Below are 15,819 nucleotides of genomic sequence, written 5' to 3'. Positions count from 1 at the left end.
CTCAGGATCCTGCGGCTGGCTTGAGGACGTAGCCGGCCCCACGCATCGTGTGGATCATGGGCTCGCGGTCGAGGTCGATCTTCTTGCGCAGGTAGGAGATGTAGAGCTCGACGATGTTGGCCTGGCCCCCGAAGTCGTAGTCCCACACCCGGTCCAGGATCTGCGCCTTGGACAGCACGCGACGCGGGTTGCGCATGAGGAAGCGCAGCAGCTCGAACTCCGTGGCGGTGAGCGTGATCTCGGTCCCGGCGCGCGCCACCTCGTGGCTGTCCTCGTCCAGCGTCAGGTCACCGACGACGAGCACCGAGCCGGACTCCTGGGCGACCACGGCGGTGCGCCGCATGAGGGCTCGCACCCGGGCGACGACCTCCTCGAGGCTGAACGGCTTGGTGACGTAGTCGTCACCGCCCGCCGTCAGACCGGCGACCCGGTCCTCCACCGCATCCTTGGCGGTGAGGAAGAGCACCGGGACGTCCGGCTCACCGGCCCGCATCCGGCGCAGCACCTCGAGGCCGTCGAAGTCGGGCAGCATCATGTCCAGCACCACGGCGTCCGGGGAGAACTCGCGCGCCACCCGCACCGCGTCCATCCCGGTGCCCGCGGCGCGCACCTCCCAGCCTCGTAGCGCAGCGCCATCGACAGCAGCTCGGTCAGGTGCGCCTCGTCGTCGACGACGAGGACGCGCACGGGGGTCCCGTCGAGGCGGGTGAGGGCGGGGGCTGCGGCTGGCGTCATGGTGGTAGTTCATCCTGCCACCCCGTGCGGCGTCTAGGTGGTTGCTGTGCGCCCGCTGTGCGGCACACCCCGTCGCTCAGCGCCGCCCGAGCGCGGTGATCCGACCCGAGTCGCGCAGCGCGGACAGGGCGTCGGCGCCCGCGGCGACCTGCGGGTGGGGCGGCAGCAGCGCCGCGTCGCGGCGCACCACCTGCGGGCTGTGCCGCCGGATCGAGGCGTCCGCCACGAGGTAGCCGTACCGGCACAGGACCATCTGCTCCTCGGGGCTGAAGGCGTCCAGGTCGGTCCGCACCCGGTGGATCGCCCCGACGACCTCGGGGTCATACCCGTCGAGCAGCGGTCCCGGCGAGCCGGGACCGGACCCGCGCCGCAGGTCGGCGGGCGAGTCCAGCGACCACGTCGCCCCCGCGAGCGTGCCGGCGGCGAAGCCTGCCCGCAACCATCGCAGCCTCGCGGTCTGCCCGCCGCTGGAGGCGATGGACAGCAGCCGCCCGAGACGGCTGAGCACCGACCCTGCCGGTCGCCCTCCGAAGACCGCTCCACCATCGCTGACCAGCACCGTCGCGTGGTCGGACCACACCGGCTCCAGGGCGAGGTTGTCGTAGACCCCGCCGTCCACCAGTTGGATGCGGCGTCGGATCGCCTCACGCACCGCCTCCGGCTCGTCCGGGTCGGCCGCACCGCCGGTGAGCCCGAGGTCGGCACCGTCCAGCTCCAGCGGGCCGAAGAACGGCGGGTAGGCGCAGGAGGCGGCCACGGAGTCGACCAGCCGCAGCCCCGGTGGCGGGGCGGCGTGCCCGAGGCGGTGGTCGCCGATCCGGCCGCGCGGTCCCGCCGACCGGGGGTCGGCGAAGAGCCAGGAGACGCCGTAGCCGATCTCGGTCGCCCCGGTGAGCACCACGGGGCCACCTCGGCGGCGGTGCTCGCGCAGGTCGGTGCCCCACCACGGGACCGCGCGCTCGAGCTCGTCAGCCAGCACCTGCACGCTCGGGTCCGGTCGACCCCAGCCGCGGGGGCTGACCCGCGACAGCAGCGCCGGGGTGCGCAGGTTGCGGCGGGTGAGGGCGAGCAGCGGTGCTGCGACGAGCTCCTCCAGCCCGCCGACGCGTCCGCCGCCGGGCCCGGAGCCGCCGTCGGCGTCGGGCCACTCCAGGTCAGGGTGCAGCAGCAGGGTGGCCAGCACGGCCCCGCCGGAGACCGCGCTGAGGCTGCGCAGGGAGCCCAGGACGCCGAGCTCGTCGAGGCGCCGCACGGCACCGAGGTGGAACAGGGCGGCGCGGAAGCCGCCCCCGGACAGGCACAGGGCGCTGCCCTGCCTCGGTCGGCGTGCCGACGGCCCGTGATGAGCCGTGGCCCGGGCGGCCTCCAGCTGGGCGAGCACCGGGTCGGCGGGCGGAGGTCCGTGGAACGGGGACTGGTGCGCTGACGCGGGGAGCACGCCTCCAGCAGACCGGCACCGGGTGACGCCGGCGTGAACGACGCGGCGGGTGTCGGCGTCGGGCAGGTGACGACCTGCTGCCGCCTATAATCGGGGTATGTTCGACGCCGCAGGGCTGCGCGTGATGCGGGCCATCGCCGACGAGGGATCCTTCACGGCGGCCGCGGCCTCCCTCGGCTACACCCAGCCCGCGGTCTCCCAGATGGTCCGCCGCCTGGAACAGCGTGCCGGCACCGCGCTGGTGGAGCGCATCGGCCGGACCGTGCGGCTCACCGAGGCCGGGCAGCTGCTCGCGACCCGTGCCGGCGAGATCCTGGACCGCATCGACGAGGCCGAGGCCGAGGTCATCGCCATCGCCGGGCTCAAGGCCGGCCGGGTGCGGCTCATGGCCTTCCCCTCCTCCTCGGCGACCCTCGTGCCGCGCGCCCTGGCCGAACTGCGCCGCAGCCACCCCGCCGTCACCGTGCAGTTCAGCGAGGCCGAGCCGCCGGAGTCGCTGGCGGCGGTCCGCGCGGGTGCCGTGGATCTCGCGGTCGCCTTCGCCTACGAGGGGACCGACGCCGGACGCGGCGAGGACGACCTCGACGGGCTGGTCGTCATGGACGTCCTGGACGACCCGGTGATGCTCGTCCTGCCCGGTGACCACCCGCTGGCAGGGCAGGACGAGGTGGACCTGGGCGACCTGTCGGCCGACCGGTGGATCGCGGGCTGCCCGCGCTGCCGTGGCCACCTGCTCACCCTCGCCGACGAGGCCGGCTTCGACCCCGACGTCACCTTCGAGACCGAGGACTACGTCGCCGTCCTCGGCCTGGTCGCGGCCGGGCTCGGGGTCGCGCTCGTGCCGCAGCTGATCCTCTCGACCGTCTCGCACCCGGACGTCGTCGTCCGGCCGGTGTCCCCGCCGTCGCGGCGGACCGTCCAGGTCGTCACCACCCCGGACCTGCAGCGGGTCCCCGCCGTGGCGGCGACCCTCGACGCGCTGTGCCACAGCGCGCGCGACCTGGGCGGCTCGCCCTGCGCGCACGTCACCACCCACGCCTGAGCCCGCTGCCCACGACGCCCTCGGGACCTCACTCCCGCGCGTGCGGCACCAGCCGGCCCTGGGCGTCACGGACGACCGCGACGTCGCCGTGCAGGTCGGTCCGCAGGACCACCGCCCCGGCGTCCGAGAGCAGGCTCAGCACGCCGGGCGCCGGGTGCCCGAAGTCGTTGTCCTCCCCCACCCCGACGAGGGCGATCTCCGGGTCGGCCGCCAGGACCAGCCGCTCGTCCTGCGCCGCCGACCCGTGGTGCGCGACCTTGAGCACGTCGTAGTCGCGCCCCTGGGTCGCAGCCCGCAGCTGCCGCGCGCTCTCCGGCTCCAGGTCGCCGGTGAGGAGCACCGCGGTCCCGCCGACGTCGACGTCCAGCACGACGCTGGCGTTGTTGGCCGCCGAGCCCGCCACCGGTGGCGTCGCGGACGGCCAGAGCACGGTCGCGCGCACGTCGCCGACCTCCCATCGGTCACCGACCCGGGCCGGACGGACGGGTATGCCCTCCTCCGCCAGTGCGGTCAGCGTCGCCTCGGCCACCTGCGGGGGGTCACGCACCGGGGTCACGACCGCGTCCCGCACGCGCGCCTCGCGCAGCACACCGGGGAGGCCGGCGACGTGGTCGGTGTGGAAGTGGGTGAGCACCAGGAGGTCGACCTGCCGCACACCCAGGTCGCGCAGGCAGGCCGCGACGGCGTCGGGCTCGGGGCCCACGTCCACCACCAGGGCGCGACCGGGGGCGGTGCGCACGACGAAGGCGTCCCCCTGGCCGACGTCGCACCCGGCGACCACCCAGCCCGGCGGGGGCCAACCGCGCAGACCGGGCACCGGCAGGGCCGAGGCCAGCAGGGCGCAGACGACGGCGGCACCACTCCAGGGGTGCCGCAGGCCGAGCCGGAGCAGGCGGGGGCCGGTGGCCAGCAGGACGACGGTGAGGACGGCGAGCGTCCACGCTCCCAGGGCGCCGTCCCACCACTCGATGCTGCCCAGCGGGGCGCGGGCGCAGAGCCGCGCGATCCGCCCGATCGCCCACGCGGGCACGGCCGCGGCCCAGGCCAGCACCGAGGCAGCCGGGGTGGACAGCGGGGCCAGCAGCGCCGCGAGCAGACCGAGGATCGTGGTGGGCGGCACCAACGGTGCCGCCAGCAGGTTCGCCAGCACGGCCACGGTCGTGATCTCGCCCTGCAGCAGCACGATGACCGGGGCGCAGATCACCTGCGCGGCCAGGGGTACGGCCGCGGCCCGGGCCGGCAGGCCGGCCCACCGCGGGAGCAGTCCGGCCAGCACGAGACCCCAGGGCCGGGCCCACAGCACGAGACCCAGGGTGGCCAGGGTCGAGAGGGCGAAGCCGAAGGAGCGCGCGAGCCACGGGTCGACGCACAGCAGCACGACGACCGCACCACCGAGCAGCGGCAGGCTGGCCCGGCGCCGGCCGTGGGCGAGGGCCACCAGCGCCACACCGCCCATCACCCCGGCCCGGAGCACCGAGGGCTCGGGGCGGCACAGCAGCACGAAGCCGACCAGCCCGGCCAGCACCAGCGGCAGGCGCCACCGACGCGGCGCCCCCGCACGGGCGACCACCAGGCCACGCCGCCGACGACGATCGCGACGTTGCTGCCGCTGACCGCGCTGAGGTGGGTCATGCCGGTGTCGCGCATCGCCTGGGTGAGGTCCGGCGGGGTCAGCGACGTGTCCCCGACGACGAGCCCCGGGACCAGCGCCCGGGCGTCGGTCGGCAGCGGGTCGACCGCCTCGCGGAAGCTCGCGCGCACGTGGTCGACACCCCGCAGCAGCGCCGGCGGTCGCTGGACGACCGTGGGCGGCCCGCGGGGCACGAGCACGGCGACGGCGCGTTCCCCGGGTCGAGCCGGCGACCAACGGCCCGACACCTCGACGACGCTGCGCCACGCCACGGCCCCGTCCGCCCACCCCTGTCCCGCCGTCGCCATGACGACCACCGGCGTCGCCGGTCGCGTCGTCTCGCCGCGGGCGCTGGCGCGCACCACCCGTCCCTCGAGGACGACCAGCGGGTCGCGTTCGTCGGCCCGGGAGACGAGCCGGGGCTCGGTGGTGACGAGCACCTGAGCGGTCGTCACCGCTCCCTCCCCCGCCCAGCCCGGCACCGGCCCGGCCCGCGCGGCGGCCAGGTGCAGGCTCGCCGCTCCCACCACGAGCGCGGTCGCCGCGGCGCCGAGGGCCAGCACGCGGCGCCAACCCCGTGCCGAGGCACCTCGCCGGTGGTGAGAGGTGCCACGCTCAGCCCCTGCTCGCGCCCGGACCACGTGTCGGCGCGAGCGGCCGCTCGGCCACCGCGGGACGACCAGGGCCAGCGAGGCGACCAGGGCCACCGAGGCGACGAGGGAGGAGACCCATCGTGGTCCGCCCAGCACCGCCACCAGGACGGCCCAGGCGGTGAGCGCCGGCAGCAGGAGCCGGACGTCGTGCACCGCCTCCTGCTGCGCGTCACGGGCGCTCATCCAGCGACGGTGACGAGCGGCTCGAGCTGCTCCAGCGTCCGCTCCCCGATGCCGCTCACCTCCAGCAGCTCGGCGACCGCGGTGAAGGCGCCGTGCTCCTCGCGCCACTGCAGGATGCGGCCGGCGGTCACCGGGCCGACGTCCGGCAGCTCCTCGAGGTCGTCCTGGGTCGCGGTGTTGAGGTCGAGCAGCTCCGTCGGTGCCTGCGCGGAGGCCGACCCTGCCCCCTGCGATCCCGGGTCACCGTCGGGCCCCGGCCCGGTCGCTGGCGCCCCCGCCACCCAGCCCGGCGGCGGGTCCTCCCCCGGAGCACCCACCCACACCTGCTCGCCGTCGACGACGGCACGGGCGAGGTTGACCGACCCGGCATCGGCCTCACTCGTGAGCCCGCCCGCCGCGTCGACGCGTCCACCACCCGGGCTCCTGCCTCGAGCTCGACCACACCGGGGGCGGCCACCTGTCCGATGACGTGGACCAGCAGCGGGCCCGGGGCGGTCTCGGCAGCGGTCGCCGCCTGGCCACCCGGTGCCGCACCGGCCGGCGTCGATCCGGCGGGCGAGGACCCGCCCTGCGGCATCGCGGTCGGCTGCACAGCGGCCTCCCCGCCCGCGTCCGGCCCGGGACCCTCCTGGGCGCCGGCGGAGCCGTCCTCGGCCCACCCGGCCGTGGCGGGCACCGCTGTCGCGCGCTGCTCGACCCACCACCAGCGACCGCCGAGGACACCGAGCACCAGGACCACGACCAGGACCATCCCGCCGACCGCGCGGGCGCCGACCCCGATCTGGGCCATGTGACCCGCGCCGGGCACCGCCACGAGCACGCCGTGCGCGGCTGGGTCCGCCTCCAGGTGCGGTTCTGGGTCCGGGTCTGGGTCCCGGCCCCGTGCCCCGTCTCCGGGGGTGGCGCGAGTCATCCCGTCCGCCACCAACACCCGGCCCGGCGCCGATGGCCCGACGTCCACGTCGCCGGCGTCCGGCACCGCCACCCCTCGTCCCGTCCGGTGCCGCCCGGTGTGCGCGTCGTCGTCCCCCATACGCCGCACGCTAGGAGTCCCGGGCCCGGCCCGGGAGAGGGCGCGTCAGATCTGTGGACGGACGCGTCGGGCGCCCCAGGGTGTGGACGACGGCTCAGCCGCCGTGGGCCACGACCACACCCAGCGTCCCCGGGCCGGTGTGCACACCCACCCCGGGGTCCAGCGGTGCCATCTGCGGCTCGACCCCGACCCGCCGGCCCAGCGCGGCCGCGAGGTCGCCCGCAGCCTCCTCGGCCCCCAGCTCGTGCACACCGAGCCGCGGGCGCCCGCCGTCCTCGCGCACCCGCTCGGCCGCCTGCGCGGCGAGGTCGCCGAGCCGGGCCACGGCGCGGCCCCGGGTGCGCACGCGCTCGGCGAGCACCACCTCCCCGTCGTCCACCCCCAGCAACGGCTTGATCGCCAGGGCCGAGCCCAGGACCGCCTGCGCCCGACCCAGCCGGCCACCCCGGCGCAGGTGCTCCAGGCTGTCGACGTAGAACCACGCCCGCGCCCCGGAGGCCCGCTCCAGGGCCAGGCGCTCCACCTCCTCCAGGCTCCCTCCCTCGCACGCCAGGCTCGCGGCGTCCAGCGCGGCCCAGCCCAGCGGCAGCCCGACGGTGCGCGCGTCGACCACCCGGACCTCCACCTCATCGGCCAGCTCCTGGGCCGCCAGCCCGGCGGCCTCGGCCGTCCCGCTCAGCCGGCCCGAGAGGTGCACCGACACGACCCGGCGGCAGCCGGTGGCCGCCACCAGCGCGCGGTAGCCGGTGACGAACTCCCCCGGCGACACCCGGCTGGTCGTGACCCGCTCGCGTCCGGCGCGCAGCACGTCGACGACCTCGGCCTGCGTGACCTCGCGCGAGTCCCCGCGGCGCCCCTCCACCATGACGTGCAGCGGCAGCACGTGCAGCGGCACGCCGTCCTGCGGACCGGGCGGCAGACAGCTCGCGCTGTCGGTGAGGAGGGCGACGTCCATCGGGCCAGGCTCGGGGTCGTGCTCAGACCACGATGTTGACCAGGCTCGGGGCCCGGACGATCACCTTGCGCACCGGCATACCGTCGAGGAAGCGCTGCACCTTCTCGCTGCCCAGCGCCAGCTGCTCCAGGTCCGCCTCGCTGATGTCGGCCGCGACCTCCAGCCGGTCGCGCACCTTGCCCTTGACCTGCACCACCGCGGTGACCGCGTCCTCCACGAGCAGGGCCGGGTCGGCCTCGGGGAAGGCGGCGTAGGTCAGGTCGTCGTGACCGAGGCGCTCCCACAGCTCGGCCGCCAGGTGCGGCGCCACCGGCGCGACCATCTGCACCAGCGGCTCGACCACCGCCCGGGGCACGCGATCCAGCTTGGTCAGCAGGTTGTTGAGCTCGATCATCCGCGCGATCGCGGTGTTGGTGCGCAGCGCGGAGTAGTCGGTCGCCACGGCGTCGATCGTCCGGTGCAGCGCCTTCTCCACCTCAAGGGTGAGTGCGTCGGCGTCGTCGCTGACCGTGACCTCGCCGGTCTCCTCGTCGATGACGTTGCGCCACAGCCGCTGCAGGAACCGCTGGCTCCCGACGACCGCGCGGGTCTCCCAGGGCCGGTACTGCTCCAGCGGCCCCATGCTCATCTCGTAGACGCGGAAGGTGTCCGCGCCGTACTGCTGCACCATGTCGTCCGGGGTCACGACGTTCTTGAGGGACTTGCCCATCTTGCCCTGCTCCTGGGTGACCGGCGCGCCGTTCCAGGTGTATGCCGGTGCTCCCCCGTCGGCGGAGGGGTGCTCCTCCACCTCCGCCGCGGGCACCGGGAAGCCCCGCTCGTCGCGGTAGACGTAGGCCTCGATCATCCCCTGGTTGATGAGCCGGCGGAACGGCTCCTCGGAGCTGACGAAGCCCAGGTCGAAGAGCACCTTGTGCCAGAAGCGGGCGTAGAGCAGGTGCAGGACGGCGTGCTCGACACCACCGACGTAGAGGTCGACGCCGCCGGGGTCCACCGCGCCCGCGGGCGCTCCCGCGACGGTCTCCTCGCGCGGCCCGATCCAGTACTCCTCCACCGCCGGGTCGACCGGTGCCCCGGTGTTGGCCGGGTCCAGGTAGCGCAGGTAGTACCAGCACGACCCGGCCCAGTTGGGCATCGTGTTGGTCTCGCGTCGGACCGGCACCGGGCCTCGTCCGTCGCCGAGGTCCATCGTCGTGTGCACCCAGTCACCGGCGCGCGCCAGCGGCGCCTCCGGCTCGGAGTCGGCGTCGTCGGCCGCGAAGGTGCGCGGCGTGTAGTCGGGCACGTCCGGCAGCGTGACCGGCAGCTGGTCGTCGGGCACGGCGTGCGCGACGCCGTCCTCATCCCAGACGACGGGGAACGGCTCGCCCCAGTAGCGCTGCCGGCTGAAGAGCCAGTCGCGCAGCCGGTAGGTCACCGTCGGACGACCGCTCCCGACCCGCTCCAGCCAGGCGATCATGCGCTCCTTGGCCTGCGCGACGTCCAGCCCGTCGAGGCTGACCTCGCCGTTGGCGGAGTTGATCGCGGGCCCCTCGCCGGTGAAGGCCTCGTCCTCGGGGTGGCCTTGCGTCGGCTCGACGGTGCGGACGATCGGCAGGTCGAGGGCACGCGCGAAGTCCCAGTCCCGCTGGTCCTGCCCCGGCACACCCATGACCGCGCCGGTGCCGTAGCCCATGAGCACGTAGTCGGCGACGAAGACCGGGATCGGTCGCCCGGTCGCGGGATTGGTCGCGAACGCCCCGGTGAAGACACCCGTCTTGGTCTTCCCCTCGGTCTGCCGCTCCACGTCGCTCTTGCTCGAGGCCTGCCGCTGGTATGCCGTCACCGCGTCGCGCGGGGTGGCGGCACCGCCGGTCCAGGCCCCCTGCGTGCCGGCTGGCCAGGTGTCGGGCGTGATCTGCTCCACGAGCGGGTGCTCCGGGGCGAGCACCATGAAGGTGGCGCCGAAGAGCGTGTCCGGGCGGGTGGTGAAGACCGTCACCGGCCCGGTGCCGCCAGCGATCGTCGGCACCGGGAAATCGACTTCGGCGCCGGTGGAGCGCCCGATCCAGTGCCGCTGCATCAGCCGCACCTTCTCCGGCCAGTCCAGCCGGTCCAGGTCGTCGGTGAGGCGGTCGGCATACGCCGTGATCCGCATCATCCACTGCGACAGGCTGCGCCGGAAGACGGGGAAGTCGCCACGCTCGGACTTGCCGTCGATGACCTCCTCGTTGGCCAGCACCGTGCCCAGCCCGGGGCACCAGTTGACCGGCGCCGAGGAGACGTAGGCCAAGCGGTAGCTGTCGAGGACCTCGGCCTGCTCCGCCGCGCTCAGCTCCGCCCAGGGGCGCTCACCGGGCAGCTGCCGCTCCCCGGAGGCGAGCTGCTCCACCAGCTCGGCGATCGGCCTCGCCCGCCCGGGACCCGACTGGCCGGACCCCTCCCGCGGTGGCGCGTCGGGGTCGTACCACGAGTCGTGGATCCGCTGGAAGATCCACTGGGTCCAGCGGACGTAGTCCGGGTCGATGGTGGCGAAGGTGCGGCGCGGCTCGTGCGAGAGCCCGATCATCCGCATCTGCCGCCGGTAGGTCGCCATCGCCTCCTCGGTCGTCACCCGCGGGTGCTGACCCGTCTGCACGGCGTAGTGCTCGGCGGGCAGACCGAAGGCGTCGAAACCCATGGCGTACATGACGTTGGTGCCGGTGGTGCGCAAGAAGCGGGCGTAGACGTCGGTGGCGACGTAGCCGAGGGGGTGCCCGACGTGCATCCCGGAGCCGGAGGGGTAGGGGAACATGTCCATGACGACGCGGTGCTCACGACCGGCGGACAGGCGAAGGTCGTCCGGGTCGGCCCAGGGGCCGGCCGGGTTGGCCGAGGCGAAGGTGTCCTCGCTCTCCCAGCGGTCCTGCCAGCGGCGCTCAATCTGGCCGGCCAGCTCGGCGGTGTAGCGGTGCTGCGGGATGCGCTCGCTCATGCCTGTCTCTCGTCTCGTTCTCGCTGCGGGGTGGCGCTCGTGCTCGGTGCAGACGAAAGCCCCTCACGCAGGAGGGGCTGGCCGCGCTCGCAGGTATGCCGTCTGCTCAGCGCGGCCCGGTCAGGAGGAGCTCGCAGCGGGTCGCCATGGTGCGCCTCATGATAGCGCAGCGGGCGCCCACCCGGTCGGGGTGGACGCCCGCTGCGTCTCGCTGACGGTCGCGCTCAGGCGCCGAGCGAGTTGAAGCGCTTGGCCATGGCCGACTTCTTGTTGGCGGCCTGGTTCTTGTGGATGACGCCCTTGGAGACGGCCTTGTCCAGCTTGCGCGAGGCGGCCTGGAGGGCCTGCTCGGCAGCGCCGGCCTCGCCACGGTCCGCGGCCTCGCGGAAGCGGCGGACGAAGGTGCGCAGCTCGGACTTGTAGGCGCGGTTGCGCTCGGTGCGCGCGGCGTTGGTCTTGACGCGCTTGATCTGGCTCTTGATGTTTGCCACTGAGAACTTCCTGGTCAGTCGTTGGTCTGCTGTCGTGAGGGCGACACCCGCGCTCCGGCGAACTGGCGTGGGGATGCCTGGCGATGTCCGGCGCACGGGGGTGGTGCGGTGATCTCGCGTGAGGTCCACGAGAGATCCACGAACGCGCACGACCGAGCGCGCACGCAACGGTCAAGGCTAGCAGCGGCCGGCGCCACGCCCAAGTCGGCTCCTCAGCGGTTGCGCAGCCGGCACACGGTCAACACGGCCCGCTCGACCGCGTGCTCGGGGCTGCGCACGGCGGCCTCGGTCCGCAGCCCTCCCTTGACGTCGACATCGGCCCGCGCGACCGCCTGGATCGCCGCGCCCAGCCGCTCGCCGTCCCAGCCCTGGCTGGTGCGCCGAGCAGCGTCCACCTGCCAGGGCGCCATCCCGAGGTCGCGGGCCAGCTGTGCCGAGGAGCCGCGGCCGGCGGTCGCGACCTTGCCCACCTGGCGCAGCTGCAGGGCCAGCACGGCCACGATCGGCACCGGGTCGAGCCCACCGAGCATCGCGTGCCGGAGCAGCGCCATGGCGGCGGCCTCGTCGCCGGTCAGGGCCGCCTCGGCCACCCGGAAGCCGGTCGTCTCGACCTTCTCCCCGTAGTAGGTGGTGACGTCCTCAGTCTCGACGAGCCCGTCCACGTCCCGGATGAGCTGCTCGCAGGCCGAGGCCAGCTCGCGCAGGTCCTTGCCCACGGCCAGCACGAGCGCGCCCACCGCGTCGGGGGCGATCTTGCGCCGGGCCGTCCGGAACTCCTCGGTGACGAAGTCGTGCTTGTCGCGCTCGGTCTTGACCGCCCGGGCCTCGATGACCCGCGCGCCACCCTTCTTGAGCGCGTCGAGGACCCGCTTGCCCCGGTTGCCGGACTTATGCAGCACCACGAGCGTCACGCCGTCGGCGGGCTGGTCCAGGTAGCCTGCGAGGTCCAGCACCAGGCGTCGTCGGCCTCGTCCAGGTCGTGCACCACGATGACGCTCCACCCGCCGAACAGGCTGGGGCTCGCGTGCACCATGAGCTCGCCGGGCTGGTAGCTCCCCGGGTGGATCCGGACCACCTCCGCGTCCGCCTCCTGCGCGCGGACCGTCGCGAGCACCGAGTCGACCGCGCGCTCGGCCCGCAGCTCCTCGGGGCCCGTCACGAGCACGAGGGCGGGGACCTGGGCGTCTGCCGTCATGGGTCACAGCCTGGCACGGCCCACCGACACCTCAGTCCACGGGCGGGAGCGTGGCCCGTGCCCACGTCGACCCACCGGCCTCGACGAGCAGGACCTCGGCGACGTCCGCCCGCCGGACCGCCCGTCCTATGTCCTGGCGCGTCGCCCGTCAGACCCGGTCTTCCCGCCGGAGGGCCACCAGTGACGGGGGTCCTTCCGATCCTTCGGCGGGAGGACCGATCAGCGGCTGCCGGCGTCCGCACCCTCCAGCTCCAGCCCGAGCTGGTTGAGGCGCGCGGCCACCTGGTCCGGGGCCAGCCCGAGGTGCTCGGCGAGCTCGAGCAGCTCGACGCCCGAGTCCACGCCGTCGCGCAGCTCCTCGTCCTGCTCGGTGCTCCACGCATGCCCACCGGTCACGGCCGTCCTCGGGGAGCGTGCGACCGGCACCGCAGCACTGCTCCCCACCAGCGGCGCCCCACCCAGGCCCCGTGCGCCGGGCTCGGCCACCGGGACCGGCTCGGGCGCCGTCTCGTCGAGCCGCCGCAGCGCACCCAGGACCAGCTTGGTGTCGGTGGTGGGCCAGAACGGCGGCAGCGAGCGCTGGAGGAAACCGGCATACCGCGCGGTCATCATCCGCGAGTCGAGGAAGGCGACGACCCCACGGTCGTCGCCCCGCCGGATGAGCCGGCCGGCCCCCTGGGCCAGGCGCAGCGCCGCGTGCGTGGCGGAGACCGCCATAAAGCCGTTGCCGCCCATCCGACCGATGGCCTCGGTGCGCGCCGAGGTCAGCGGGTCGTCGGGGCGGGGGAACGGGATGCGGTCGACGATGACGAGCTGGCAGGCCGACCCGGGCACGTCGACCCCCTGCCACAGCGAGAGCGTCCCGAACAGGCAGGTGCTCGCCTCACCGGCGAACTCGCGCACCAGCGTCGGCAGCTGGTCCTCGCCCTGGCAGCGCACCGTGATGTCGGTGTCCGCGAGCCGGCCCCGCATCTCCTCCGCCGCGGCCTCGGCCGCGCGCCGGGAGCTGAAGAGCCCCAGCGTGCGCCCGCCGGCCGCGCGCACGAGCGCCTCGATCTCGTCGAAGACGACGGTGCCCGCGCCGTCCCGGCCCGGCGGCGGGAGGTGCTGGGCGACGTACGCGATCGCCTGCTGGGGGTAGTCGAACGGGGAGCCGACGTCGAGCCCCTCCCACGCCGGCGCGCCCACTCCCCGCAGCCCGATGGTCCCGGCGACGGCGTCGAAGGTGCCCCCGAGCTCCAGGGTGGCCGAGGTGAGGACCACGGTGCGCTCGTCGAAGATCTTGTCGCGCACCATCATCGCCACGCTCATCGGTGCGACCCGCAGCACGCTCCCCCGCCGCTGGTCGTGGCTGATCCACACGACGTCGAGCTCGGCCTCGCCGAGCACCCGCTCGCTGGTGTCGAAGACGTCCTGCACCGCCGCGAGCGCGACCTGGGTGCCGCCGTCCGGCTCGGCACCCTTCTCCGGCTTCAGCTCGGTCAGGGTCGCGCGGGCGGCGTCGCGGACGAGCTGCAGCGCGGTGACCAGCCGCTCGGGCAGCTGGCCCAGCGTGCCCTCGGGCGTGTCGGCGAGAGCGGCCTCGAGCAGCTCGGCGGTCTCGGCCAGCCGCTCGGCGGCGTCGTTCTTGCCGGCCCGTCTGGCCGCCGCCGACACGGTGGAGGAGGCGAGCTCGTCGGTGATCGTCGAGGTGACCCGGTCGGTCAGCTCGTGCGCCTCGTCGATGACGAGCAGGTCGTGCTCGGGCAGCATGAACCGCCCCTCGAAGGCATCGATCGCCATGAAGCTGTGGTTGGTGACGATGACGTCCACCTCGGCGGCAGCCGCCCGGGAGCGCTCGACGAAGCACTCGGCGACCACCGGGCAGCGGCTGCCGAGGCACTCGTGAGCGGTCACCGACACCTGCCGCCACGCCCGGTTGGTCACGCCCGGCACCAGCTCGTCCCGGTCGCCGGACTCGGTGACCTCCGACCATTCACGCAGCCGGGTCACCTCGTCGCCGAGCCGGGACCGCTCCCGGTCCACCTGGCCCATCGCGAGCAGCGCGTCCTCGTCGTCGTCCGGGAAGCCGCCGACGAGCTTGTGCTGGCACAGGTAGTTGGAGCGGCCCTTGACCAGCCCGAACGTCGGCCGTCGCCCGAGCAGCGGCTCGAGGGCCTCCGCGATCCGGGGCAGGTCCCGGTCGACGATCTGCGCCTGCAGCGCGAGCGTGGCGGTGGCGATCACGGCCGGCTTGCCGGTCCGCACCGCGTGCGCGATGGCGGGCACGAGGTAGGCCAGCGACTTGCCGGTGCCGGTGCCGGCCTGGACGAGCAGGTGCTCCTCCCGCTCGACCGCGCGCTCGACCGCCCTCGCCATCTGCAGCTGTCCCGGTCGGTCGCTGCCGCCGACGCCCCCGACGGCCGCCCGGATCAGGTCCTCGAGGTCGTCGGTCGCGGGCATGGAGCCAGGGTATGCCGTGGCGCCCACGCCCGCCGCCACCGTCCACAGGCTCGGCCGAGCGCCCCGGTCGGGCCCCTGCCAACGGCGCCTGAGCAGAGAAGCACGCTCGGCGCAGGGGTTGCTGCACCTGTCTCGGGCACCCTTCTCTGCTCAACTGGGGTGCGGGGGCCCACGGAGCTGCCCTCGCCTGCCCCCGCCCTGCTCAGGCCCCGACGGCCAGGACGCGCTCACCGCCGGTGTAGACGTTGAGGCTTTCCCCGCGGTTGAAGCCGACGAGGGTCATCCCGGTCTCCTCGGCGAGCTCGACGGCGAGCGAGGAGGGGGCGGAGACCGCCGACAGCATCGGTATGCCGGCCAGCGCCGCCTTCTGCACCAGCTCGAAGGACGCCCGTCCGGACACCTGCAGGACCGCGCCGCGCAGCGGCATACCCCGGTCGCGCAGGGCCCACCCCACGACCTTGTCGACGGCGTTGTGCCGCCCGACGTCCTCGCGCAGGCAGGCCAGGTCGAGCGCGCCGTCCTCGCTGCGGAGGAACAGCCCGGCCGCGTGGACACCGCCCGTCCGGTCGAAGACCGCCTGCGCCGCCCGCAGCCGGTCCGGCAGCGCGAGCACCTCCGGCAGCGGGTATACCGCCGCGTCCTCGCCGAGGTCGTGCGCCCCGGTGCGGCGCACCGACTCGATCGAGGCGGTGCCGCACACGCCGCACGAGGACGAGGTGTAGACGTGCCGCTCGAGGGACGGGTCCGGCGGCGCGACGCCCGCGGCGAGCTGCACGTCGACGACGTTGTAGTCCCGCAGCCCGTCGGCGCCGATGCCCGAGCGGTAGTCGATCTGGGCGACGTCCGCCCAGGACCCCACGACCCCCTCGCCGTGCAGGAAGCCCACGGCGAGGTCGAAGTCGTCACCGGGGGTGCGCATCGTCACCGAGAACGACCGGCCCCCGACCCGGATCTCCAGCGGCTCCTCCCCCGCCACGACGTCGGCCCGGTCGCGCTGCGTCCCGTCCGCGCGCAGCCGCCGCACGCGCCTGCGCTGGGTGACCCTCGCCATGGCTCCACGCTAGCGGTC

10 protein-coding genes and 2 pseudogenes are annotated in these 15,819 nt (G+C 74.7%); 1 reads left to right on the top strand and 11 read right to left on the bottom strand.

Translation table 11 applies throughout. The features are described 5' to 3' along the window. Position 1: 1 nt before the first annotated feature. Positions 2 to 735, bottom strand: a pseudogene (locus tag BJF86_RS15985) (response regulator transcription factor). 76 nt (positions 736 to 811) lie between these two features. After that, a complete protein-coding gene (locus BJF86_RS15980) occupies positions 812 to 2,173 on the bottom strand; it encodes a patatin-like phospholipase family protein (protein ID WP_075820394.1) in 1,362 nt (453 codons plus the stop codon). A gap of 97 nt (positions 2,174 to 2,270) precedes the next feature. On the opposite strand from BJF86_RS15980, the gene BJF86_RS15975 reads away from it, so the two are divergent. Beyond that, positions 2,271 to 3,215, top strand: coding sequence for a LysR family transcriptional regulator (locus tag BJF86_RS15975; protein ID WP_022926206.1), 945 nt, complete (start codon positions 2,271 to 2,273; stop codon positions 3,213 to 3,215). Between the two features lie 28 nt (positions 3,216 to 3,243). Here the strand turns inward: BJF86_RS15975 and BJF86_RS15970 are convergent. The 9 genes and pseudogenes from BJF86_RS15970 to fdhD form a co-directional block, all read right to left on the bottom strand. Continuing rightward, positions 3,244 to 4,862 (bottom strand): annotated as a pseudogene (locus BJF86_RS15970) (ComEC/Rec2 family competence protein). Between the two features lie 815 nt (positions 4,863 to 5,677). Then, positions 5,678 to 5,998 carry a ComEA family DNA-binding protein gene (locus BJF86_RS19205; protein WP_158068442.1) on the bottom strand — a complete coding sequence of 107 codons (321 nt, stop codon included), beginning with the start codon at positions 5,996 to 5,998 and terminating at the stop codon, positions 5,678 to 5,680. Positions 5,999 to 6,808: 810 nt separating this feature from the next. After that, on the bottom strand, positions 6,809 to 7,669 hold the full coding sequence (locus BJF86_RS15955) for a DegV family protein (protein WP_075820389.1): 861 nt from the start codon (positions 7,667 to 7,669) through the stop codon (positions 6,809 to 6,811). Positions 7,670 to 7,691: 22 nt separating this feature from the next. Then, positions 7,692 to 10,622, bottom strand: coding sequence for a leucine--tRNA ligase (gene leuS / locus BJF86_RS15950; RefSeq protein WP_075820387.1), 2,931 nt, complete (start codon positions 10,620 to 10,622; stop codon positions 7,692 to 7,694). Between the two features lie 224 nt (positions 10,623 to 10,846). Further along, entirely contained in the window at positions 10,847 to 11,113 is a 267-nt protein-coding gene (gene rpsT / locus BJF86_RS15945; protein ID WP_022926210.1) for a 30S ribosomal protein S20, read from the bottom strand. Positions 11,114 to 11,325: 212 nt separating this feature from the next. Next, entirely contained in the window at positions 11,326 to 12,066 is a 741-nt protein-coding gene (gene holA, locus BJF86_RS15940) for a DNA polymerase III subunit delta (protein WP_321166214.1), read from the bottom strand. Continuing rightward, the gene (locus tag BJF86_RS19655; protein WP_321166213.1) at positions 12,021 to 12,308 is read right to left on the bottom strand and encodes a hypothetical protein; all 288 of its coding nucleotides are present in this window, start codon (positions 12,306 to 12,308) and stop codon (positions 12,021 to 12,023) included. Before BJF86_RS19655 ends, holA begins: the two co-directional genes overlap by 46 nt. Positions 12,309 to 12,527: 219 nt before the next feature. Next, on the bottom strand, positions 12,528 to 14,750 hold the full coding sequence (locus BJF86_RS15930) for an ATP-dependent DNA helicase (protein WP_075820456.1): 2,223 nt from the start codon (positions 14,748 to 14,750) through the stop codon (positions 12,528 to 12,530). 202 nt (positions 14,751 to 14,952) lie between these two features. Next, positions 14,953 to 15,801 (bottom strand): formate dehydrogenase accessory sulfurtransferase FdhD, encoded by an 849-nt coding sequence (fdhD, locus tag BJF86_RS15925; RefSeq protein ID WP_075820384.1) that lies wholly within the window; start codon positions 15,799 to 15,801, stop codon positions 14,953 to 14,955. Positions 15,802 to 15,819 lie beyond the last annotated feature (18 nt).

The sequence above is a fragment of the Serinicoccus sp. CNJ-927 genome, assembly GCF_001942435.1.
Lineage (GTDB): Bacteria > Actinomycetota > Actinomycetes > Actinomycetales > Dermatophilaceae > Ornithinicoccus > Ornithinicoccus marinus.
Note: the sequence above shows the minus strand (reverse complement) of the source record. Positions and strands in the feature narration are given on the sequence as shown.